The sequence below is a fragment of the Thermoanaerobacter sp. YS13 genome, from assembly GCF_000806225.2.
Lineage (GTDB): Bacteria > Bacillota > Thermoanaerobacteria > Thermoanaerobacterales > Thermoanaerobacteraceae > Thermoanaerobacter > Thermoanaerobacter uzonensis.
In genome coordinates, this window is record NZ_JOOI01000002.1 from 187,435 (window position 1) to 210,226 (window position 22,792).

Annotated in this window: 21 protein-coding genes and 1 other annotated feature; of the genes, 7 read left to right on the top strand and 14 right to left on the bottom strand. The window is 34.1% G+C overall.

The annotated features are described in order from the left end of the window. Positions 1-10: 10 nt before the first annotated feature. Both addA and addB read right to left on the bottom strand, forming a co-directional pair. Positions 11-3,697 (bottom strand): helicase-exonuclease AddAB subunit AddA, encoded by a 3,687-nt coding sequence (addA, locus tag THYS13_RS08755; RefSeq protein ID WP_042834183.1) that lies wholly within the window; start codon positions 3,695-3,697, stop codon positions 11-13. After that, positions 3,675-7,136 carry a helicase-exonuclease AddAB subunit AddB gene (gene addB, locus THYS13_RS08760; protein ID WP_042834184.1) on the bottom strand — a complete coding sequence of 1,154 codons (3,462 nt, stop codon included), beginning with the start codon at positions 7,134-7,136 and terminating at the stop codon, positions 3,675-3,677. The genes addA and addB overlap by 23 nt, the downstream gene beginning before the upstream one ends. Before the next feature lie 163 nt (positions 7,137-7,299). Here addB and THYS13_RS08765 point away from each other — a divergent pair, with 163 nt between their 5' ends. After that, a complete protein-coding gene (locus THYS13_RS08765) occupies positions 7,300-8,295 on the top strand; it encodes a sodium:calcium antiporter (protein ID WP_082990401.1) in 996 nt (331 codons plus the stop codon). Positions 8,296-8,366: 71 nt separating this feature from the next. Continuing rightward, positions 8,367-8,421: a sequence feature (sodium ion sensor (DUF1646 type); this cis-regulatory element may regulate processes involved in with the transportation of sodium ions), on the top strand. A 74-nt stretch (positions 8,422-8,495) separates the two neighbouring features. Then, positions 8,496-9,545, top strand: coding sequence for a DUF1646 family protein (locus THYS13_RS08770; RefSeq protein WP_082990402.1), 1,050 nt, complete (start codon positions 8,496-8,498; stop codon positions 9,543-9,545). A gap of 2 nt (positions 9,546-9,547) precedes the next feature. Here THYS13_RS08770 and THYS13_RS08775 read toward each other — a convergent pair whose 3' ends face one another. The 9 genes from THYS13_RS08775 to THYS13_RS08810 all read right to left on the bottom strand — a co-directional run bounded on the left by THYS13_RS08775 (position 9,548) and on the right by THYS13_RS08810 (position 16,947). Then, positions 9,548-10,276 (bottom strand): fumarylacetoacetate hydrolase family protein, encoded by a 729-nt coding sequence (locus THYS13_RS08775; RefSeq protein WP_042834185.1) that lies wholly within the window; start codon positions 10,274-10,276, stop codon positions 9,548-9,550. A 363-nt stretch (positions 10,277-10,639) separates the two neighbouring features. Further along, the gene (locus THYS13_RS08780; RefSeq protein ID WP_042834186.1) at positions 10,640-11,038 is read right to left on the bottom strand and encodes a bacteriohemerythrin; all 399 of its coding nucleotides are present in this window, start codon (positions 11,036-11,038) and stop codon (positions 10,640-10,642) included. Continuing rightward, positions 11,035-11,448 carry a bacteriohemerythrin gene (locus tag THYS13_RS08785; RefSeq protein WP_042834187.1) on the bottom strand — a complete coding sequence of 138 codons (414 nt, stop codon included), beginning with the start codon at positions 11,446-11,448 and terminating at the stop codon, positions 11,035-11,037. The genes THYS13_RS08780 and THYS13_RS08785 overlap by 4 nt, the downstream gene beginning before the upstream one ends. Before the next feature lie 172 nt (positions 11,449-11,620). Further along, positions 11,621-12,991 carry an MATE family efflux transporter gene (locus tag THYS13_RS08790; protein WP_042834188.1) on the bottom strand — a complete coding sequence of 457 codons (1,371 nt, stop codon included), beginning with the start codon at positions 12,989-12,991 and terminating at the stop codon, positions 11,621-11,623. 1 nt (position 12,992) lies between these two features. Beyond that, entirely contained in the window at positions 12,993-14,162 is a 1,170-nt protein-coding gene (locus tag THYS13_RS08795) for a DNA polymerase IV (protein ID WP_042834189.1), read from the bottom strand. Between the two features lie 18 nt (positions 14,163-14,180). Continuing rightward, positions 14,181-14,651 (bottom strand): tRNA (uridine(34)/cytosine(34)/5-carboxymethylaminomethyluridine(34)-2'-O)-methyltransferase TrmL, encoded by a 471-nt coding sequence (trmL, locus tag THYS13_RS08800; protein WP_029688213.1) that lies wholly within the window; start codon positions 14,649-14,651, stop codon positions 14,181-14,183. Positions 14,652-14,794: 143 nt separating this feature from the next. Then, positions 14,795-14,929, bottom strand: a complete 135-nt coding sequence (locus THYS13_RS14805; RefSeq protein ID WP_255356307.1) for an OadG-related small transporter subunit — start codon at positions 14,927-14,929, stop codon at positions 14,795-14,797. Positions 14,930-15,028: 99 nt separating this feature from the next. After that, entirely contained in the window at positions 15,029-16,138 is a 1,110-nt protein-coding gene (locus THYS13_RS08805; protein WP_042834190.1) for a sodium ion-translocating decarboxylase subunit beta, read from the bottom strand. Between the two features lie 242 nt (positions 16,139-16,380). After that, positions 16,381-16,947 (bottom strand): PepSY domain-containing protein, encoded by a 567-nt coding sequence (locus THYS13_RS08810; RefSeq protein WP_235603321.1) that lies wholly within the window; start codon positions 16,945-16,947, stop codon positions 16,381-16,383. A gap of 185 nt (positions 16,948-17,132) precedes the next feature. Here THYS13_RS08810 and nikR point away from each other — a divergent pair, with 185 nt between their 5' ends. Genes nikR through THYS13_RS08835 form a run of 5 tightly spaced genes read left to right on the top strand, consistent with a single transcriptional unit; the run spans position 17,133 to position 20,120 of the window. Beyond that, positions 17,133-17,549: a nickel-responsive transcriptional regulator NikR gene (nikR, locus tag THYS13_RS08815; protein ID WP_029688210.1), complete on the top strand. Its 417-nt coding sequence runs from the start codon at positions 17,133-17,135 to the stop codon at positions 17,547-17,549. Positions 17,550-17,566: 17 nt separating this feature from the next. Then, positions 17,567-18,259 carry a cobalt transporter CbiM gene (gene cbiM / locus THYS13_RS08820; protein ID WP_042834192.1) on the top strand — a complete coding sequence of 231 codons (693 nt, stop codon included), beginning with the start codon at positions 17,567-17,569 and terminating at the stop codon, positions 18,257-18,259. Next, entirely contained in the window at positions 18,256-18,573 is a 318-nt protein-coding gene (locus tag THYS13_RS08825) for a PDGLE domain-containing protein (RefSeq protein ID WP_029688208.1), read from the top strand. Before cbiM ends, THYS13_RS08825 begins: the two co-directional genes overlap by 4 nt. After that, complete coding sequence (cbiQ, locus tag THYS13_RS08830; RefSeq protein ID WP_042834193.1) at positions 18,566-19,381, top strand: cobalt ECF transporter T component CbiQ; 816 nt, start codon at positions 18,566-18,568, stop codon at positions 19,379-19,381. Before THYS13_RS08825 ends, cbiQ begins: the two co-directional genes overlap by 8 nt. Before the next feature lie 10 nt (positions 19,382-19,391). Next, positions 19,392-20,120, top strand: coding sequence for an energy-coupling factor ABC transporter ATP-binding protein (locus tag THYS13_RS08835; RefSeq protein ID WP_042834194.1), 729 nt, complete (start codon positions 19,392-19,394; stop codon positions 20,118-20,120). Positions 20,121-20,261: 141 nt separating this feature from the next. On the opposite strand, the gene THYS13_RS08840 is transcribed toward THYS13_RS08835, so the two are convergent. Genes THYS13_RS08840 through feoB form a run of 3 tightly spaced genes read right to left on the bottom strand, consistent with a single transcriptional unit; the run spans position 20,262 to position 22,786 of the window. Next, a complete protein-coding gene (locus tag THYS13_RS08840) occupies positions 20,262-20,453 on the bottom strand; it encodes a HEPN domain-containing protein (RefSeq protein ID WP_235603323.1) in 192 nt (63 codons plus the stop codon). Further along, entirely contained in the window at positions 20,437-20,784 is a 348-nt protein-coding gene (locus THYS13_RS08845) for a nucleotidyltransferase domain-containing protein (RefSeq protein WP_052210511.1), read from the bottom strand. The genes THYS13_RS08840 and THYS13_RS08845 overlap by 17 nt, the downstream gene beginning before the upstream one ends. A 31-nt stretch (positions 20,785-20,815) precedes the next feature. Beyond that, positions 20,816-22,786, bottom strand: coding sequence for a ferrous iron transport protein B (gene feoB, locus THYS13_RS08850; RefSeq protein ID WP_042834195.1), 1,971 nt, complete (start codon positions 22,784-22,786; stop codon positions 20,816-20,818). Positions 22,787-22,792 lie beyond the last annotated feature (6 nt).

Consider the following 22,792-nt stretch of genomic DNA (forward strand, 5'->3'; position numbering starts at 1 on the left):
TTTATCACCCTTAATACTCCAAAATGTTCCCATTGAAAAATAGATAAATGTATTTTTCTTTTACCTTTTTGCCTGTAATATTCTCTAATGCCTTTGAATACAGTTCTATCTGAACTCTATATTTTTCTTTAATTTCTTCTACTTTGCCTTCCTGAACATAGTCTGTTTTATAATCTATTAAAACTAAACCATCCTCTTCTTCAAAGAAACAGTCAATAATTCCCTGCACCTGTATAAACTCATTTTCGTATTCTTCAGGCAAATCTTTGTAAATCTCCCTGCTGCTCAATTTAATGTGAAAAGGCACTTCTCTTTTTACATTTTTTGAACTTAGCATCCTTTCCCCAAGAGAGGTTTTAAAAAATCCTTCAATTTTCTGTATATCCACTTCTTTTGCCTGTTCCTCCGTTAATATCTCTCTATCTACCATATCTTTTACCTGTTCTTTAATGCCATCCAAAGATAAGTACTTATTTAAATCAAGTTTTTGCATGACAAGGTGCATAGCTATACCTTTCTCAACTGCAGTTAATCCTTTTTTCTTTTCTAAAAATACAGGTGTTTTTAAAACTTCTCTCTCAAAAATAGATGTGGTATCTTCGTCAACTATTTCTGCATTTAGAATACGCTTAACCTCAGTTACAGAAAGCTTGGCAGGTAGGTAACAGGCTTTTTCGTAGGGATATACATAGCTTAACCTTCTTTCAACTTCTTCGTAAAACTCGCTGTAGTGGGCATCCAAGTCTAAATCTTTTAGTCTTTCCACCACATCTATTTTGTCATTTTTCTCTTTTCCTAAAAGCACATCCTTTTTACTCCATAATTTTATTTCCCATTTTGAAGCATCTTGTTCTGCAGAAAGATAAACGCCTGCAAACTCACGTAAAGGTTCTAAGTCTTTGTGTCTTATAACAGCTGAACCAATCCAATCCATGTAGCTTTTGCCATTTAAAATATCATATTCAGAAACCTTATCTTGCAAAACTGCTGCATTTGCCCATTTCCTCACATTCTTCTTTATATCTCTAATGCTTCCTACAAGTATTAACTTTTCTTTCGCTCTTGTCAAAGCAACGTACAAAACTCTCATCTCTTCAGAAAGGCTTTCTAACTTTATTTTGTTTTTTATTGCCTCTTTCACAATGCTGGGATAAGAAATTCTTCTCTTGAAGTCCACAAACTCAGGGCCCAATCCTAATAAATGATGGTACAATACGCTTTGACTTAAATCCTTTAAATTAAACTGTTTACCTAACCCTGCCACTATGACTACCGGGAATTCAAGACCTTTACTTTTGTGTATACTCATTATCCTGACTACATTTTCATTTTCTCCTACTATTTTAGCACTTCCCATATCGCCACTGCTGACTTTGAGGCGGTTTATAAAATTGATAAAGTTAAACAGCCCTTTAAAACTTGTTTCCTCGTACTGCTTTGCCCTTTCAAACAAAATCCTCAAGTTTGCCTGCCTCTGCGCTCCTTGAGGCATTGCCCCTACATAAGCATAATAACCAGTGTCTTGATATAAATACCACAAAAACTCATCCACCGGTATATAAATGGCTTTCTCTTGCCACTTTTTCAATGATTCTAAGAAACTTTTAGCTTTTTGCCCTAATTCATCCTCCCTTTGTGATACCTTTTTAAGTGCTTCATATATAGCTCTATTAGGCTCTTCTAACCTTATGTCAATTAATTCTTCTGGGGTAAAGGAAAAAATAGGAGACCTCAAAACTGCCAACAATGGAATATCTTGCATTGGGTTGTCTATCACCTGAAGGAGGGATATTATAGTCTTTATCTCCGTTGTTTCAAAGTATCCCGTTCCTGTGTCCGCAAAAGCAGGAATACCGGCATTTATAAATTCTTCTAAAAATACAGGTGCCCATCTTTCTGTAGCCCTCAAAAGTATTACTATATCCCTATACTCCACAGGCCTATAATTTTTGAGGTTTTTATCATAAACCATAAAGGTATTTTTCTCATTTTGTGTAACTAATTCCTTTATCCTTTGAGCTACCACCCTTGCTTCTACTTGTATGTTGTCAATAATCTCTTCCTCTTCTTCCCCATAAACCTCTAATTCTTCCTCTTCAGGAGTTTCATCATTTTTCTCTATCAAATGTATTTCCACAGGTCCACCTACAATGGCATCAAGAAGAGGTGTTCCAAAATCTGCTCCACAATTTAACTTTTCTTCCTCTGTATAATCTATCTCACCTACATTCTTAGACATTATCTTTTTGAAAATGAAATTTACCACATCTATGATTTGGGGTCTGCTTCTGAAATTTTTATAAAGCAGTATCTTTTTATTTTTATCTTCCTCTTTTGAAGAATAAGTATTGTACTTTTCAAAAAATATATAAGGATTTGCCTGCCTAAACCTGTATATGCTCTGTTTTACATCTCCTACCATAAACCTGTTAGGTGTGTCTTCTCGGGCTATAGTGCTTAGTATAACTTCCTGTATTAAATTAGAATCTTGATATTCATCCACAAAAATTTCTTGGAATTTTTCTCTATACATCAAAGCTGCCTCTGAAGGCTTCACATTCCCGTTTTCATCGACTTCTGTCAAAATTTGCAGTGCAAAATGTTCAATGTCATTAAAGTCTATAATGCCTTTTTCCCTTTTTTTATCAGTATATTTTTTATCAAAAAGTAAAATCAAATCCACTAAAGCCTTCATGTTAGGGTACAAAGCTTTAATTTCTTCTTCAATTTTTTCTATGTCATCTGAAAAAAACTTATTTCTTATCTCCTTAATTTTAGCTTTAACCTCATTTCTTATTTTTGTCACTTCATCTTTTACTTTAGGGTCTATCTCTTTACCTGCTCTGGGAAGTCTATTAAACTCTATAGCATTTATCTGTTCTTTAAATTCATCCCAATTTTCACAGTCTAGAAGTTTTCCCAAGCTTTCCGCCTCTATTTCAAAATTATCAAGATAGCTTTGTAGCCTATTTTCACTATGAAGTTTAGCAATTGCCACATACATTCCATTTAAAAGCCCTGACATTTCTACTTTTAAACTGTCTAAGATGACTGCAGCCCATTGTGAATTTTCAAAATTAAAATCCTCTTTAACTTCAAAGCTTAACAACACATCTCTAAGCCATTTTTCAGGCCAGGGAAGTGATTTTACAAAATCGTACAATTTTAAAAGAATATCTACAAGGGGTTTATCGTCCCTTGTGCCTCCATAACTTTCAACCAATGTCAAAAAATCTTCATTATCCTCTTTTTGATATAATTCCTCAAAAAGCTCCTCTACCGCCTCTAATTTTAAAAGTAAAGTTTCTGTATCATCCCCTATTCTAAAGTTAGGGTCTAAATCTATGAGAAAAAAGTTATTTCTCACTACTTCCAAGCAGAAGGAGTGAATTGTGGTGATTGTAGCTTTGTTAAGTAATGTTAGCTGATTGCTAAGCCGCCTGTCTTCGGGATTTTGGTCTAACTTAGAAATCAACGCTTCTGCTATCCTTTCTCTCATTTCAGAGGCAGCAGCATATGTAAAAGTAACAACTAAAAGTTTATCAATATCTACAGGATTTTTGTCATCCGTGACAAGTTTTATGATTCTTTCAACTAAGACAGCCGTTTTGCCAGAGCCTGCACCTGCTGCCACTAAGAGATTACTGCCCCTTGTATTTATAGCCAGCTGTTGTTCATAAGTCCATTTGGTTTCCATCTGACTTCACTTCCTGTTCCAATATACTCCATATCTCCTCAACATCTTTACTCTTTATAACCCTGTACTCATTCCCTTTAAAATTCGTTTCAAATTGACAGACAGAAGCGTAAGGACAGTATTTACAAGGAGTCTCTTTATCTTTTTTATAGGGAGAAATTGAAATATCTCCTTCTAGCATCTGTTCGGTCAAACGCTGTATAGTTTTTTTGACGTGTTTTCTCAACAATTCAAACTGCTCTTTTGTAGCTCCTTTGGTGTTTTTGCCTACACTCCCGTCTTTATTGATTGCTGCTGGAATTATATAAGAAGTACCTTCAATTGATTTGTCCATCTCTTTTATGATTTGAGCATCATTTAAAACAAGCCCTTCCAATCTCAACTTTTTAAAAATTTGCATTTGCAACTCTTCATCTGATATATCTTTATCTGCCTTTATAATCGGGTCATCTATTTTAAAGTAGAATATCCCAGCCGGATTTAAATTTGTGTTTTCTTTTATTGCACTTTCTAATATAGCATCTAAATATATCAAAAGCTGAAGTTCTAAACCATAAAACACATCTGAAAGGTCTAAAGTTTTGTTGCCAGACTTGTAATCTATTATCCTTATATAGGCTTCATCCTCTTTTTCAAATATATCAACCCTGTCTATCCTCCCTATGAGATTTATCTCCTCACCATTTGATAGTACAATCTTTATAGGAGGATACTTTTGGTTATCACCAAAAGCAACCTCATGGTCTAAAGGCACAAAAGAACTTCTCTTTATATGCTCAGATACTACCCATACCGCATTAGAAAGCACTCTTTTTAACCTTTCAGCAAGATATTTGTATCTGGGACTGCTGTTTAAAATATATCCTGGTATTTTTTGTATCATGTCATCCACAATAATAGCCACAGCCTCATCGCACCACTCTCTGTCAATATCCTGCCAAGTAAGTCCTTCTTCCTCCAATGCCTTTGAAAATCTGTCAAGGACATTGTGCATAAAAGTCCCTAAATCAGGAGGCTCGAAACTATATATTTTTCTTTCCCTTGCTTTAAGCCCGTATTGGACAAAATAAGCAAAAGGACAAGCTGCGTATTTTTCAAGTCTGGATACACTAAAATACATTTCATCCCCATACAACTTTTTTACCTTGTGGGCAGGTACTTTTTCAACCTGATTAGTGTAATAAAGTCCTTCTAAAGCCCTTGTCAATTTCGGCTTCCATGATTCATTTTTAGCATACCATTTATACACATCCAACCACAGAGGATGCATTTTATTTGTCACATCCCATTTCTTAATCGCACTTACCATTTCATTAAAAGTAGGTAAAGGTGTTGATACGCGATTTAAATTTTCTTCTTCCGTATCTATCTCTACCACGTTGCTAAACTGCTTTATTTTAGGAAAAATCTTTTTCAAGCGGGAAATTATTATAGAGGGTCTTAAGCTTTTCCCTTCATGGTCAGCAATGGGATAGCTTATCCTTAAAAATTTACTTGTGGAAGTCAGAGCAGTGTAGACTAAAAATTGCTCTTCAAATATTTTAGTCTTTGTATCTCTGTCTAACTCCACATTGTAGGAAGCTAAAATTTCCCTATCCCCATCTGTCAAAATTCCTTCCTCAAAAAGAGCAGCAGGAAATATACCATCATTTACGCCGATTATGTAAAGGGCTTTTGCATTGTGACTTTTCATCCTATCAACACTGGTAACCAAAACTTCATCAAGAGTAGGAGGAATACTTCCAATTTGATATTCATCAAATCCTATGCTGAGTATCTTCGCAAACTGTTCTACTGTAACTTTTTCCTCCCCCATCACTTCTACCATTTGGTCTAAAACATCTACAACAATATCCCAAACCTGTGCGTATTGATTTGCCGTGTCAAATTCCTTCTCTTGTTTAAACTTTTCAATCAATTTTTGAATCTTTTGAGACAATTTCATTTCAACTAAAAAGTCATACACAGTGCCACAAGCTTCTTTAATATTCTTTGATTTAGAAAATTTTTTATAAAAATCCTGTAAGGGAGTTGCGATTTTTCTTTTTATTTCATTCACTCTCTCTATTATCTCTTTTTCATCTTCCTCTATTGAAAGTCTATCAAATCTGTAATTTAACCTGTAATTCCAAATTTCCTCTTTCCATTTATCTCCCTTTATACCGTTAGCTAAAACATAATTCTCAATAAGGTTTATGTCCTCTTTTTCTAAATCTGTAAAACCTGTCTTTAGGTATCTAAAAACAGATTCATAAGACCATCTTTTTAAATGAATATCAAAAAGGGAGGTTATAAAAACGATGATGGGATTGTTTTTTATTTCCATCTTTATGTCTATAAAATAGGGAATTCCATATTGAGAAAATATAGCTTTTATGAGTTTATGATATCTATTTAAATCGCGAGTAGCTACCACAATGTCAGAATACCTAAACCCCTCATCTCTCACGAGCCTTATGATATCTCTCGCAGTTTCTTCAACCTCACTATATACGTTGACAGCTTTAAAAAGAGTTATGTCCTTTGTCTTACTGGGATATACTTCGTAAGGATAGGAAAAAAGATGTTTTTCCAAAAAACTTAGCTCTTCACTTTCTCTAAATCTTTCAGGTATTTTCCCATTTAAGTCTATCGGTTTTTCATAAGATATTTTATTTCTTTGGCATATTTCTAAAAGTTTATCTTCTGTCTTTTTAGTAGTGTAAAAAAGGTCTGTAGTATCAATTTCATATAAGTTGTGTGATGTATCCATACAGAGGGTGACATTTACTCTTGAAGCTTTCTTTAAAAGCTTTTCTATCACCCTATACTGCTTTGGCGTAAAACCCGTAAAGCCGTCTATCCAAAATTCCGCTCCTTCAAATTGAGAAGAATATTCGATTTTCTCTGCCAAAAGAGTCAACTCATCCTCTTGGTCTATATAATTTTGGTGTAAACTCTCTTCAAATTTAGAATATATTAAACTTATGTCTTTTAGTTTTTCTCTTAATCCTAAATTATCTATTGTTTCAGTTATCTCTAATAGCTTTTCAGGAGCCACTTCAAATCTTTTAAGCTCTGTTATAACTTGTGAAACTTTTTTGATAAAACCCTGCTGCCTGGAGGCTTTAGAATAAACCTTAAGGTCTTTTTGTATGTCTTCTATTATTTTATAAATAAGCATTGATCTTCCGCAGGATTTCATGTGCTGACGAGTGAGTCCTCCAACTTCTGTAAATACTCTATTTGCCAAAGTCTTAAAACTCAAAACTTGTGCCCTTATCTTTTCATCTTTTTTAATTGTATTTAAAAGATATTTTTCTGCCTCAAAGGTAAATTGTTCGGGAACAAGTAGTATAAGAGGGTGAGATTTTCCATCATTTAATTTTCTCTTTATATCATTAAGGCAAAAGGCAGTCTTGCCTGTACCTGCTCTACCATATATAAACCTTACGCTCATATCGCTCACTCCTTTAAGTGAAAGAAAGGACATCTAATATAAATGTTACCACATTATTGATGTTTGGTGAAGAGACTCAAACTATTGAATTATATTCTTGTTTTGTGGTACAATACATTACTGTAAATGGCCTAAAACACTACTCAAAAAGGAGTTGTAGAAGTTGACACAAGATATCGTGATGTTGCTTTTTAGCCTTGCCTTTATACTTCTTTCCTGTATCTTATTCACAAACTCAGTAGAATGGTTTGGAAAAAAGTTAAACTTAAGTCAGGGCGTTGTGGGAAGTATTTTAGCTGCTGTAGGGACAGCACTTCCCGAAACAATTATACCAATTATTGCTATACTTTTTTATGGAGGAAGAGAGGCAAGTCAAATAGCCACAGGTGCTATTTTAGGAGCTCCTTTTATGCTTTCTACTTTAGGATTTTTGATAACAGGTGCTGCCGTCATAATCTATTCTCTTTTTGGAAAAAGAAAGTTGAAAATGAATGCAAATAAAAAAGTGTTTCAAAGAGATTTAACATATTTTATCATCATATATACAATAGCAATTTTTGCTTCTGTCTTTAATCAATTTAACGAAATTAGAATATTCGCAGTTATATTGGTACTTTTAGCATATGCTTTTTATGTAAAACGTACTTTTTCAGACGACCAGCAATTAGATGAAAATATAGGAACTCTATACTTTTCAAAGTTTTTAGGAGTAAAAACTAATTTACTTTGGATAACCAGTCAATTAATTCTATCTCTTTTAGGAATAATTTTTGGCGCTCATTTGTTTGTAGGATATGTAAAAGATTTGTCTCACATGATGGGAATTTCACCTTTAATACTCTCAATTGTCATAACGCCTATTGCAACAGAACTGCCTGAAAAGCTTAATTCTATTGTGTGGGTAGGACAAAAAAAAGACACTCTTGCACTTGGAAATATAACAGGTGCAATGGTGTTTCAGTCTTCCATACCAGTTACTGTTGGTATACTGTTTACGCCATGGAACATCACAGGAATAGCTTTTTTAAGTGCCATGTTAGCTTTAACTTCAGCTATTTTAAATTTAATGTGGATAAATATGAGAAAGTCAGTTAATCCTTTTATGCTGATGGTTGGAGGAGTATTATACGGAATATTTTTAATCACTGTACTGAGCTAATTTATATCATCTCTGTTGCTTATGTAAATACCTCTATGTTATAATTTTAATAAAGTAAATAAAGTTTTTACGGTTGGCAAGTCTTATGACTTGTTCAAGAATTTTCGGCTTCTTGGGTGGGAAGCTCATCTTAAAGGTGAGTTTTCCCACCTTTTATTTTACAAAATAATACAAATAATAATATAAAAGGAGGATGGATTGTGGTTATTGTTGCACTCTTACTAATATTATTAATGATCCTAATTTTGCCTCTTGTAAATAGGCATATAGAACACAACATCGAATATTTTCTTTTTTCAATGGGGGTTGCCGCAGCATTTGTATCAGGAGTATTTTCTTATGACCTGATAGCTCACATATTTAAAAATCATCTTTTGTATTTAATAACAGCAGCCGTATTTTTATCAGGACTTTTATTTGAGATATTTAAAGATAAATTTAAAAGATTTATAGGAACAGTAGTAACTCATATTCCACTGGGAATATTTATATTTTTGGTAATTGTCATCCTCGGATTGACAGCCAGTATAATCACAGCCATAATAGCCTCAATAATATTAGTGGAAATAATTCACTTGTTGCCCTTAAAGCACAAAGACAAAGTGGTGATTACTGTCATTGCTTCTCTTTCAATAGGCATTGGTGCTGCACTAACACCAATTGGCGAGCCTTTAGCCACAATAGTAACCTCAAAATTAAATGAAAACTTCCTTTACCTTTTTGCTACCTTAGGCATTTACATTATACCAGCTGTATTGGCTTTGGGCTTTTTAGGTTTACTCTATATCGATAAATTAGAGAAAAGTAGTCTCATTATAGAAGAAAATTATGTGGAAGAAGCGGAAGAAATTAAAAAAATTGAAAGATTTCAATTTATCTTTATTCAACCATTTAAAATTTTTGTTTTTATTCTGGCATTGGAACTTTTAGGTGCAGGATTCAAACCTATTATTGATAATTATATAATTCATCTTGATAGCCGACTTTTATACTGGATAAACATGCTATCTGCAGTTCTTGACAACGCAACATTGGCAGCAGCCGAAATTTCTCCTCACATGACAACAGAACAAATCCAAGCAATATTGATGGGTCTTTTAATAAGTGGCGGAATGTTGATTCCGGGAAACATACCTAATATCATATCAGCAGGAAAGCTAAATATAAAAAGCCGTGAATGGGCTTTGATAGGAATTCCTCTATCTTTAATTGGTTTAGTTATATATTTTATCATTCATTTTGTAGTCTGATTTTATTTTACTCTATTTGTTAATTTACCTATTCCCTCTATTTCAATAGTTACAACGTCTCCAGGTTTTAAAGGACCAACGCCAGAGGGTGTTCCCGTCAATATGACATCGCCAGGATTTAGCGTCATTATGTGAGATATAAAACTCACAAGTCTTGGAACACCAAATATGAGATGTCTGGTGTTACTTTTCTGCTTTACTTCATCATTTACATATGTAGTTATGTCCAAAGAAGATGGGTCTAAGTCTGTCACAATCCAAGGGCCTATGGGCAAAAAGGTATCAAAAGACTTCGCTCTTGTCCATTGGCCATCTTTTGCCTGCAAATCTCTTGCTGTTACATCGTTAGCTATCGTATAGCCAAGGACATAATCTAACGCATCTTTTAAAGACACATTTTTCGCTCTTTTGCCTATGACAACAGCCAGTTCCCCCTCATAGTCAACCCTTTCGGACATCTCTGGAAGGACTATAAAATCATCAGGCCCAATAACTGCTGTTGAAGGTTTTATGAATAATGTCGGTTCCTCTGGCTCCTTGTCCCCCATTTCCTCTATATGATCCCTATAATTTAACCCTACACATATAGCTTTTGTAGGCAGGCAAGGAGGCAAAAGCTTTACTTCCTCCAAGTTGTAATAATAAAAGCCTTCACTTCCCAATGCAATAACTTTATCCCCTTCAATTATTCCATATTCATTCAACACTTTATCTATTCTCACAAGCCTCACAATAAAACCCCCTCAAATTTTTAGATTTAAAAATATTTTACCACATAACCTATGATTAAAAAATAGCCTGTATTTACAGGCTCCAGCTTGTTGACAAAGTCAAAAATTTTTAAATAGGATATTTTGCATCGTCACTCCGATGTTCCAAAGCGACAAAACTAAACTCGACCTTCAGGCTCCGGCAGGGTACCGGGCACATTCGACATCCTTGTCTTAGTGCCCGCCTCCACCATCCTTGGCTTCGGCCCTGCCTTCACCCTCGGTCTTGCTAAGTTTTGTTGCCGCTTTGTCACAAGTCGTACCGATTGCAAAATATCCTATTTTCGAAAGTTTGTCTACAGTAGCTTGCATTTACAGGCTTATTTACATTTGACTTTTTATGTACTCTCCTAATTTTTTATCTACTTTGCTTATATGATTTAGCACCCAATCTACTAAAGTCCTATTAACAGTCATCAAATTAGTGAGCGTAGGACCTTCTTTTTTTATTTTTTCATCTAGTTCATTGACTTCTTTAATAAAATTGTCATGAATTTGTTTATGTATTTCATACTCAGGATATTTATACTTTCTCATCAGCTCTTGTTCGGCGCTAAAATGCGTTACAGTGTACTCTTTTACAAATTCCATTGCTTCCTCAACTTTTTCCTTGCCTCTTTTTTGATTGTATGCTTCTAAAAGGTCATTGATTCTTCTTATCCACTCTTTATGCTGTTCATCAATATAGTCATTCCCTACAGACAAAGACTCTGTCCACTTCATTTTAAAAAATCCCCCTTTGCTTTTCTTATGTGTTCTCCTACCTTTTTGTCCTCTTTGCTTATGTGATTTATAAGCCAATCCACCAACGTTTTATTGACAAGCATTATAATTGATAAATTTATGCCCTCTTTCTTTATTTTTTCGTCCAATTCTTCTACTTTTTTAATGAAATCTTCATGAATTTTTTTGTGTTCTTCATAGGAAGGGTATTGATATTTTTTCATGAGGTCTTCTTCAGCGCTAAAATGTTCTATGGTATAATCTTTTAAAAATTTCATCACTTCTTCAATTTTTTCTTTTCCTTTTTTCTGATTGCAAGCTTCCAGAACATCATTTACTTTTTTTATTAACTCTTTATGTTGACTGTCAATGAGTTCATTTCCAACTGATAAAGATTCAGTCCACTTCAATTACTCTCTCCTCCCAATGTTATCATCAACTACATTATAAACTTTTATCAGCAAAAAAACAATATTAAAAAGTACAAACTCTCAAGTAAAACTAAGAAATTTGTCCTTTTTTGTATTTTACTCGTTCCGTGGTTATAATCAATTTTAGAAATTTTTAATACATTATTATATTTTATACTTTAATATATTTCCATCTACCGGCTTTAAATCTATAACTATACATTACTGACCTTACAACAAAGTCGGTACATATACCAATCCATATTCCATATACTCCCATACCAAGCACTTTACCAAGAATATATCCAATAGTAACTCTAAAGAGCCATAATCCAATAAAAGCCGTGAGAACAATATAAGGAATATCGCCTGCAGCCCTTAATACTCCTGCCATGACATTTAATATAGCAAGCAAAGGTTCCACAACAGCAAAAATCTTTATAATATCAGAAGCTATTTTTATTACAATAGGATCAGTAGTATAAAGCGCTGCAAGCTGCTTTGAAAATATAAACATAAAAACACCTATGACAGAAATTACAACAACAGCAATGTTTCTTGAAACTTTTGCGTATATTTCCGCTAACATAAAATGTTTTGCACCAAGACTCCGTCCCACTAAACTGGTTGCCGCTATTGAAAATCCAAATATAGGCATAAAAGCAAGACTATTAGCATTCATACCTATTTGATATACAGCAATTGCAATAGTCCCCATTGTGGAAACGATAACTTGCATTACAAGGAAACCACCTTGCATTATTACCTGCTCTAAAGAAGCTGGTATTCCTACTCGTATAATCCTCATCATCATGTTAAAGTCAAGTCGAATCTTTTCTTTTATATCAAGATTAATTCGCCTTTTGCCAAAATATAAAATGTATAATTGCAAAAAACCTCCTATTATTCTTGAAATTGTAGCAGAAAGTGCAGAACCTTTTACTCCTAAAGAAGGTATTAAATATCTACCGTGATAAGTCACTCCAAATACTAGTGTGCTATTTAACAAAAGATTTATCACATTTACTGTAGCAGTTATGTACATTGGGGTTTTTGTATCCCCTGCACCTCTTAAAGCCCCGCCTATGATGATGTCAATTATCACAAAAGGTAACCCAAAAAGCACTATTCTATAGTACATTAAAGCCAATTTAAAAACATCAGTGGATACACTTCCAAAGAAGGTTTTAATAGTAGGTACTGCAAAAATATATCCCAAAGTAGTGAGTCCTATAAAAATAGCAATACTCATAATAAGTGACTGCATAACTGCAAGGCGAGCCCCTTCCTCGTTTTCTTCACCAATGAGCCTTGCTACAATTACTGTAGAACCAGTGGCAAGGCCTGCAAAAATAGCTTGAAAGAAAAAAATAAGGGAGTTAATCATCCCAACAGCCGCAATCGCATTTGTTCCAACACGTCCTACAAATATAGTTGACACCATTCCAACTGCCATTATAAGCATTTGTTCTGTTATAGAAGGCCAAGCCAATTCCACAATTTCTTTAGCAACACTGCGCTTATGCCTCTCTTTTGCTTCCAATCTAATCCCTCCGTTGCTTCGTTCCCTCATTTAGAAGTTCACTTGCTTTTTTCACTATCTCCTGTCCTATTTTTTTATTTATTTCTCTGACTACGTTTTCTGCCTTAATAGATTTGACAACATTTTTATCCAAAAAGGACAATTGTTCATACTTTACTGCGCTCAAATTAGAAACAGATAGACCAATAAGCCTTATATATTGGTCTAATTTTAGACTTTCAATAATTTCGTAGGCTACATTATATATGTCCTCACTTAATCGTATATATTTATTTAAAGTTTTGCTTTTGGTGTGAATAGCAAAATTTGATGTTTTTATCTTAACAGTAACTGTTCTGGCATAAAGCCTCTCTCTAAACAATTCTTCTGCGATTATGTCGGAAAATAATTTCGCATATCGAAGCAAAAGCTTTTTGTCCTTTGTATCCTTTTCCAGTGTTTTTTCCTTCCCTATAGACTTAATCTCTCTCATAGTTTCAACAGGCCTCTCATCAATGCCACGAATTCTTAAATATATTTCCACACCTACCCTACCAAAAATTTCGACAAGATTCTCCTGTGACAATTTTAAAAGGTCACCAATTGTATTTATTCCCATAGATTTAAGTTTTCCTTCTGATTTTTCTCCTATCCCATAAACTTTGGAAACGGAAAGTGGTTTTAAAATGTCGGGAATCATGTCTTCTGTTATGACCATAAATCCATCTGGCTTATTCCAATCAGAAGCAAGCTTTGCAAGAAATTTGTTATAGGAAACTCCTGCAGAAATGGTAAGTCCCGTCGTCTCTTTCACTTTCTTTTTTATTTCCAGGGCAATAATCTCTGGATTTTTGTCAATATCTGTAACATCAAGATAGGCTTCATCAATAGACACAGGTTCGACTAAAGGAGTTATACTGTACAGGATGTCAAAAATTTGAGCTGAAACCTCTTCATATCTTTTTCTCCTTACAGAAAGAAAAATACCGTGTGGACATAGCTTCTTCGCCATATACATCGGCATTGCAGAATGTATTCCGTACTTTCTTGCCTCATAGGAGCAAGTTGAAACTACTCCTCGTTCCGATAAACCACCTACAATAACAGGTTTTCCTCTATATTCTGGATTATCATGTTGTTCTACAGATGCAAAAAAAGCATCCAAGTCAACATGGATAATCTTCCTCTTCATAATCATCCCTCAATTTTTTTATTTCATATTAGGAAAACCCAGTTGTCTCAAGGCCTCATATAGTACTATAGCTACAGAGTTGGACAAATTTAAAGACCTTGTAGATATCACTTCATGCATTGGTATCCGTATACAGTCTTCGTAGTATTTTTCAATCAACCACTTAGGAAGTCCTGCAGTCTCTTTGCCAAAAAGTATATAAGAATTGTCTTTATATTTTACTTCATGATAATACTTTTTAGCCTTTGTGGTAGCAAGATAAAACTTTTTACCTTTGTTTTGTTTAAGAAATTGTTCGAGATTATCGTAAACAGTAAGGTCTAAAAGAGGCCAGTAATCTAAGCCAGCTCTTTTTACGTATTTTTCGTCTATACTGAAACCTAAAGGTTTTACAAGATGAAGCCTGCTGCCTGTAAGCACACAAGTTCTTGCAATATTCCCTGTGTTTTGTGGTATTTCAGGTTCAACAAGTACTACATTAAGTGGCATCACCAAAACCTCCATGCAGTAACAACTTTACAATTTTATTATATCACAAGGAGTATATAATCAAAAAATTAGTAGGTAAATAATTTTCGTCTTTCGGCCTCGCTAAGTTTCCCGGCACTCAACTGAACAGGCTGTCCTTTCTCTTATTCTCCTTTTTTAATATTTTCCGGTTTAAATATTTTCACTAAAACTTTAATCAACACAAAAAATATTACTAACATCAAAAAAGTCATTCCTATTCCCACAATAGCAATTTTAAATACATTAAGTAAGTCCATTTTGTTCACCTCTTTCAAATTTTAGCTCCTCTAATGAAAGTATCTAAAAACCTCTTCCCTATAATCCAAACTCTACAGTTTTAATTGCATAACTTTCAATTACATAACAGAACTTACAAGTGCTATTACAATACCTCCTGCTATGATAGAACCTAACTGACCTGCAACATTTGCTCCTACAGCCTCCATTAAAATAAAATTTGTAGGGTCTTCTTTTTGGGCTATTTTCTGTATCACACGAGATGACATTGGAAAGGCTGAGATTCCAGCAGCTCCTACCATTGGATTGACTTTATTTTTTAAAAACAAATTTAAAAACTTTGCAAACAATACTCCTCCTGCTGTATCAAATATAAAGGCCATAAGTCCCATTCCAAATATCAAAAGAGTTGTAGGTGTCAAAAATTTGTCGGCAGTCATAGTAGAACCTATTGTTATCCCAAGTAAAAGTGTCACAAGATTGGCAAGTTCATTTTGTGCAGCTTTTGAAAGCCGTTCTACTACCCCACTTTCTCTTATGAGGTTACCAAACATCAAAGAACCTACAAGAGGAACACTACTTGGTACTAAAACTCCTGCAACAAATGTCACTGCTATTGGAAAAAGTATCTTAGCTGTTTTTGAAACTTTATTCATGCGCAAATCCATTCTAATTTTTCGTTCTTCCGTAGTAGTCAGCATCCTTATCACGGGGGGCTGGATTATTGGAACTAAGGCCATATAGGAATAAGCTGCAACTGATATAGGCCCTAAAAGCTTTGGTGCAAACAAATTAGCTACATAAATAGATGTAGGTCCATCTGCAGCGCCAATTATACCTATAGAAGCTGCTTCTTTTAAATCAAACCCCAATATGTAAGCAAAAATTATAGTTAAAAATATTCCTAACTGTGCTGCTGCGCCAAAAAATATCATGAAAGGTTGCTTAAGAAGTGGTGAAAAATCTATCATTGCCCCAACTGCAATAAAAATGAGAATAGGAAAAAGTTCTGTACTTATTCCAGCATTGTATAGAATTGTAAGAAAACCATTTTCACCTATAGCAGATGAAAGCGGGATATTCGCAAGTATTATACCAAATCCTATAGGCAAAAGTAACATTGGTTCGTATTCTTTTTTTATTGCAAGATATATGAGAATACCTCCAATGATAAACATTATAATATGACCTAATGTTAGATTTAATATACCTTCTATAAAAGTATTCATTGTATATATACTCCCTTCTTTTGTCAATATAAACAAAAAGACCCTTATAGTGGTAAACACTATAAAGGTCTTGCTCAAACTCCGAATGGAGTTTTTGACCTGCCGGAGAAAATCTCTCGTGCTGACGACAGGTCAAACCACAATGTGTGGCAAGCTACTCCCCTTTTATGTTCCATTATATATTAAATCGTTAACATATTCAACTAAGAAAAGAGGCAAAACGCCTCCTTTCTTAGATTTATTTAGTTTTCTCCTTGTTGTTCAAGTTGTACAGTGTCGTTGTCAGGAGCATTTGTTTTTTCGCCTTCACTAACCTTTTCTTTAGATTTTTCATTGTCTTGACCTTTCTCTTGCGCTAATACTGCACCATTCCCTGCATCAACTTTTACATCAACTAAACCTGTATTTGTCTTTATTTCCACGCTGTATACAAGATATCCATTTTCGTTGTCAAGATTTACTTTTGTCACTGTACCTGGTACAACCTTCAATGCTGCTGCCTTTGCTTGATCTGGAGTTATCTTAGCAAGAGAAGCTAATTGTGCATTATCCTGAGCCTCGCTGTCTTTTAGATTCTTTTCATTGTCTATTGCATTGTCTTGAGAATTTGCAACTTTAATTGTGCCTTGATACATTGGTTGCTGTTCGTTTATGTTTTGTTGGTCAGATTGTGTAGTAACAGTAGACGTCACAGCTGAAGGAGCGGGAGCATTTGTTTGAGCCTTAGCAATTCCTTGATAAGATGCTCCTCCTAGTAATCCTATAGCCATTGCCCCCGTAACAACATAAGTCATTAATTTTTTGTTCATTTGAACCACCCTTTCTTTTATTTTAGTTGATGGTCTACCATCAACTTTCAAGTTCATTTTATAACCTAAACATTAAAGCAATATTAATTGAAAATTAAACTAAAATTAATTTTTTGAATTGACTCCGCCATAAAATAGTGCTATTATTTTTAAGAAGATGACACCATTTTAGGGGAGTGATAGGTCTGGAAGAAATAATACGTTTTGGAGTTTCAATGGAATCAAAACTTCTTTATCAATTTGACGAGCTTATAAAGAGAAAAAACTACAACAACAGATCCGAAGCCATAAGAGATTTGATAAGAGATTTTATAGTGGAAAATCAGTGGGAAGCAGAAGATGTGGAAACTATTGGAACAATTACATATGTTTTTAATCATGAAGTGAGAGAAATAAGTGACAAACTGACAGACATACAACATAAGCACTATCAAAACATAATCTCAACAATGCACGTACACCTTGATAAGCACAACTGCCTCGAAATAATGGTAGTAAAAGGTACCGCAAAGGAAATTACAAAAATTGCAGATGAAATAATAAGCACAAAAGGGGTAAAACATGGAAAATTAGTAACGACAACAACAGGGGAAAATTTATAAATAAAGGGGGTAATTTTATGCACATACCAGAGGGATATATAAGTCCCCAAACCTGTGCCGTTATGGGTGCTGCTATGGTACCAGTGTTGACAGTTGCAGCAAAAAAAGTCAACAAAAGTTTTGACAAAAAGGATGTTCCTGCTATGGCAATAGGGTCAGCTTTTGCCTTTACAATAATGATGTTTAACGTACCAATACCAGGAGGTACAACTGCCCACGCAATTGGCGCAACTCTACTTGCTATAACTTTAGGGCCTTGGGCAGCAAGTATATCTCTTACGATAGCCTTATTTATTCAAGCATTGCTTTTTGGCGATGGAGGAATTTTAGCTCTTGGAGCAAACAGCTTTAATATGGCATTTATAGCTCCTTTTGTGGGATATGGAATTTACAGGCTCATGTTATCTCTCAAACTAAATAAGATTTTATCATCTGCTATAGGGGGATATGTAGGAATAAATGCTGCAGCTCTTGCTACAGCAATAGAACTTGGGCTTCAGCCATTGCTTTTTCATACAGCAAATGGAACACCCCTATATTTTCCTTATGGATTAAACGTAGCAATACCTGCAATGATGTTTGCTCATCTTACAGTAGCTGGTATTGTAGAAGCTGTTATAACAGGTCTTGTAGTATATTATTTACAAAAAGTAGACGAAGAAAATATATTATATAAATTCTCATATAGGCTTAGAGGTGATAATAGATGAAAAAGTTCTACATTGCAGCTATAGTTATAATACTTCTCACTCCTCTCGGACTTTTAGCTCCTGGTTCAGCATGGGGAGAATGGGGCTTAGATGAAATAAAGAGCATGATAGGATATATACCTGAGGGAATGAACCGATTTTCAGAAGTTATAAAAGCAATATTACCCGATTACAGTATACCAGGATTTGATGCTAATTTCTTTCAACAAGCTTTAGGTTATATTTTTTCAGCAGTTGTAGGAATTGCAGCTATTGTATTGATATTTGCAATATTAGGGAGGATTATGGGAAAACCCCAGAAAAAAAATGGATAACTTTTTAGAAAAGACAATCTTAAGTATACAAAGTGTATTTGAAGACATGTTTTATTCTGATGCAATTTCTGTTAAGAAAGGTATTATGCAGTCTCTTGATACGAGGATAAAACTTATTTCTCTTTTTGTATTACTCATTATAGTTAATTTTGGAAAGACAATACCTTTTATGACCATATTTCTTATTTATACACTTTTGTTGGCTTATTTTTCTAAAATTCCTTTAAAAACATATATTGTGAGGGTATCAGCAGTCTCAATATTTTTTACAGGTATTGTCCTGATACCTTCACTTTTTAATGTAGTAAAAGAAGGGCAGCCTTTAGTATATTTCACAAAAAATTTTTATATAACAAAAGAAGGATTAAAAAGTGCCATTGTTTTTATGATGAGGTCATTTATATCTTTATCTTTTGTGTATATATTAGCTCTATCAACAAAATGGGTAGAAATCTTAAAAGCATTGAGAACTTTTAAGATTCCCCGCATTTTTACTGCTACACTTGAAATGGCCTTACGTTATATCTTTTTGCTTTTAGAAATTGCTATAAACATGTTCCTCGCAAGAAAAAGCAGAAATGTCGGGAAAAGTGATAGTAGTGAAGGAAGAAAATTTGTCGCTTCTGCTATGGCAAATGTTTTGATAAGGTCTCAACAACTGAGTGATGATGTTTACAATGCTATGGTTTCGCGGGGTTACAAAGGAGAATACAAAACAATAACTACTTTTAAAATAACTTTTTATGATTATATATGGATAGGTTTTAATATAACTTTTTTATCCATCTTGTGGTATATCCACCCATAAGGAGGACCAAATGAGCACAGTATTTGAATTAAAAAATGTCTACTACTCTTACAATAAATCAGTTCCTGCTTTAATTGACATAAGTTTTGAAGTAAAAAAAGGAGAAAAATTAGTTCTTCTCGGTGCAAATGGCAGTGGAAAATCCACTCTTTTAAAATTGATGGACAATTTAATTTATCCGGACAAAGGTAAAATATGGACATTTGGCAAATTGCTGGGGGATAAAAAAACTTTTGACGAATATGAATTTAGAAAAAAAGTAGGCTTTGTGTTTCAGGATTCTGATGTACAACTTTTTAACACTACTGTTTTTGATGAAGTAGCCTTTGCACCACTTCAAATGAGCTTAGAGAAAGACGAAGTCCAAAAAATAGTGGAAGAAACTCTTATTTCTTTTGAACTCGAAAAATTAAAAGATAGACCCCCTCACAGATTAAGCGGCGGAGAAAAGAAAAAAGTCGCATTAGCGTCAGTTATGGTGATAAATCCTGAAGTTTTGCTTCTTGACGAACCTACAAATGGCCTTGACCCACGATCAAAAAGATGGCTTTTGGGAAAATTAGAAGAATTAAACAAAAATGGTACCACCATAGTAATCGCAACACATGACCTTGATATGGCAGCAACACTTTCAGACAGGGTAATAGTGCTAAACGAAAATCACACAATAGAAACAATAGGCAAAACCGATGAAATTCTTAAAGACGAGGAGTTACTGCTTAAAGTTAATCTTATTTAAAGAGCCCCCCTTAATGGGGGGAAAATTTTTATCTTATTTACCCTATTTTTTCTGCATTATTTTCGTCATATTTCTTGTTTTAATAATGTGATAATTCATGGCATAAAAAGCAATGAAACAAATGTAGAGTAGGTTTTATCACTACTCTACTTTCTCTTCTACAAACTTTATTATTTTTGTTGCCTTATTAATAGCTGAAATAGCATCCTCTTCTATAAAAGCCTCTGAAGGAATTCCACCGGGGAGCCCATTTGGATAACGTGTCGGAATATAATACTTATCTAATGAACCCCCTTCACATCTCTTGGCTTCTTCTTCATTGCTTCTTTTCATATAATACACGCCCTTCATCTAATACTTTTGCTATAAATTTATTTTTCCTATATAATTTTTCAATTTCTTCAGGAGTATAAACCAATATATCCATTGCAACATTTGGATTTATAGCATCATAAAACACTTGCAATCTTTCCAAAAACGGCAGGTCAGTCTTCCAAATTATCAATAGGTCTATATCGCTTCTTAAATGTACATCTTCTCTTTCCAATGAACCAAATAATACCACTTTTTCGGGATTTAAAGATATAATAGAATAAATAGCTTTTTCTAACTCATCTCTCAACACTTTTAATCTTTTTTCTTTTTGAGGCATTATATAAGGCATAATTTTATCACCTATTCACATTATACCACACTTATACAAAAGTAAGAATTCGATTTAATATTCCTCCTATTAGTATTGCAATAAAAATATTAACAAAAACTACCCACCATGTCTTTCTCCAGCCAATTGTCCTTTTTAATGCCGCAATTGTAGCAAGACAAGGAATATAAAGCATTGTAACAACACCAAAGACAATCATCTGCCGCGGCGTCAAAATCTGTGTTATGTGACTTGTCCCAGACAGTGTTAAAAGCATTATAAGTGTCAATTCTTTTCTGAGTATCCCAAAAATCAATACTATCCCAACTATTGACGGCAATCCCAACCATTTTACAACAATAGGATCCATTATATAAGTCACATATTTAAATATGCCAGAGTACTTCAATATTTCCAGAGCCAAGCTGCCAACTACAATTATTGGAAGAGCTACATACAAAAAGTCTTTTATTCTAAACCATATCTGCTTCAATGTAGGCTTTAAAGCAGGCATTCTGTAGCCAGGAAGTTCCATTATCAAATCATAAGGCTTTCCAGGCGCTATTTTATTTGAAAAATACGCCGCTATATAAACTACCAAAACGTCTAAGGCAAAAACAGCGAGTGCGTATTGTGGCCCCATGAAGACCCCTATTGTTCCCAAAATTATTACAATTCTTGCGGAACAAGGCACAAGAGTGGACATAAAAGACGCAATAAATATTTCTCTATCCGTTTCTAAAATTTTGGTGCCTAATACTGCAGGGACATTGCACCCAAACCCCATCAATACTGGAATAAGAGCTTTACCGTGAAGCCCAACTTTGTGCATAACCTCATCCATTAAAAATGCAATTCTTGCAAGATAACCAGTGTTTTCAAGTATTGATAAAAACACATAAAAAGGAAATATATAGGGAAGCACTATAGTTATAGCAGAAATAATCCCTTCAGCAAGCCCATTCCAGAGAAAATCTTTATACATATTTGGAATATTCAAATTGTACACTAAAGGCTTAAAACCGTCAAAAAAGTCCTCCAGCACACCTGAGAAATACTCTCCAAATTTAAATATTCCATAAAAAGATATAAATACAATAATGAACATTGATATATAGCCCCATATCTTATGAAGAGCTATATTGTCAATTAAATCAGTCCAAGTAATTCTATGGTGAATCTCTGATACAGTTTGGCTTGCGATAAAAGAAGCAATATCATATCTGTCTGCTGTAACTAAAGTTGCAAGAGGACTATCTGTCTTCGCCTTTAAACCTTCTAATTCTTTTTGAATTTCTTCATAAGCTTTTTCTCCATTAGGCTCTTTTTTTAACTTTTCTACTATATCGCTATCCTCTTCTATCAGTTTTAGTGAAATCCACAAAGGATGAAACAAATTTATAAGGTCTACATTGTGTTTCAAAAGGATGTTGTAAATTTTCATTACAGATTCACTTACTTCATTTCTGTATTTGAGAACTTTTTCCTCTTTTATATCATACCCTTTTACATCCACTTCTTTATGCGAATCCACAACTTCTAAAACTTTATTTATTAATTCCTGAAGCCCTTTGCCTTTTGTAGCAACAGTTTCTACAACTGGAATACCTAAAAGCTCTTCTAACTTCTTTACATCTATATCTATACCCTTTTTAAGGGCATAATCCACTTGGTTTAAAGCCATAACCATAGGCACATGAAGCTCTAAAAGTTGCACTGTAAAAAACAAATTTCTCTCAAGATTAGAAGCATCCACCACGTTTATTACAACATCCGGTTTTTCAAAAGCTATAAACTCACGGGAAACAATTTCCTCTTGAGAATAAGCAGAAAGTGAATAAATACCAGGAAGGTCAACAATTTTTATAGTTCGTCCTTTAAACCGCAGTACCCCTTCTGCCCTCTCGACTGTTTTTCCTGGCCAGTTGCCAATTATCTGTGTCAATCCTGTTAATTGATTAAATATGACACTTTTACCCACATTAGCATTTCCTGCTAAGGCTATAATTATTTCTTTTTTCATCGCATA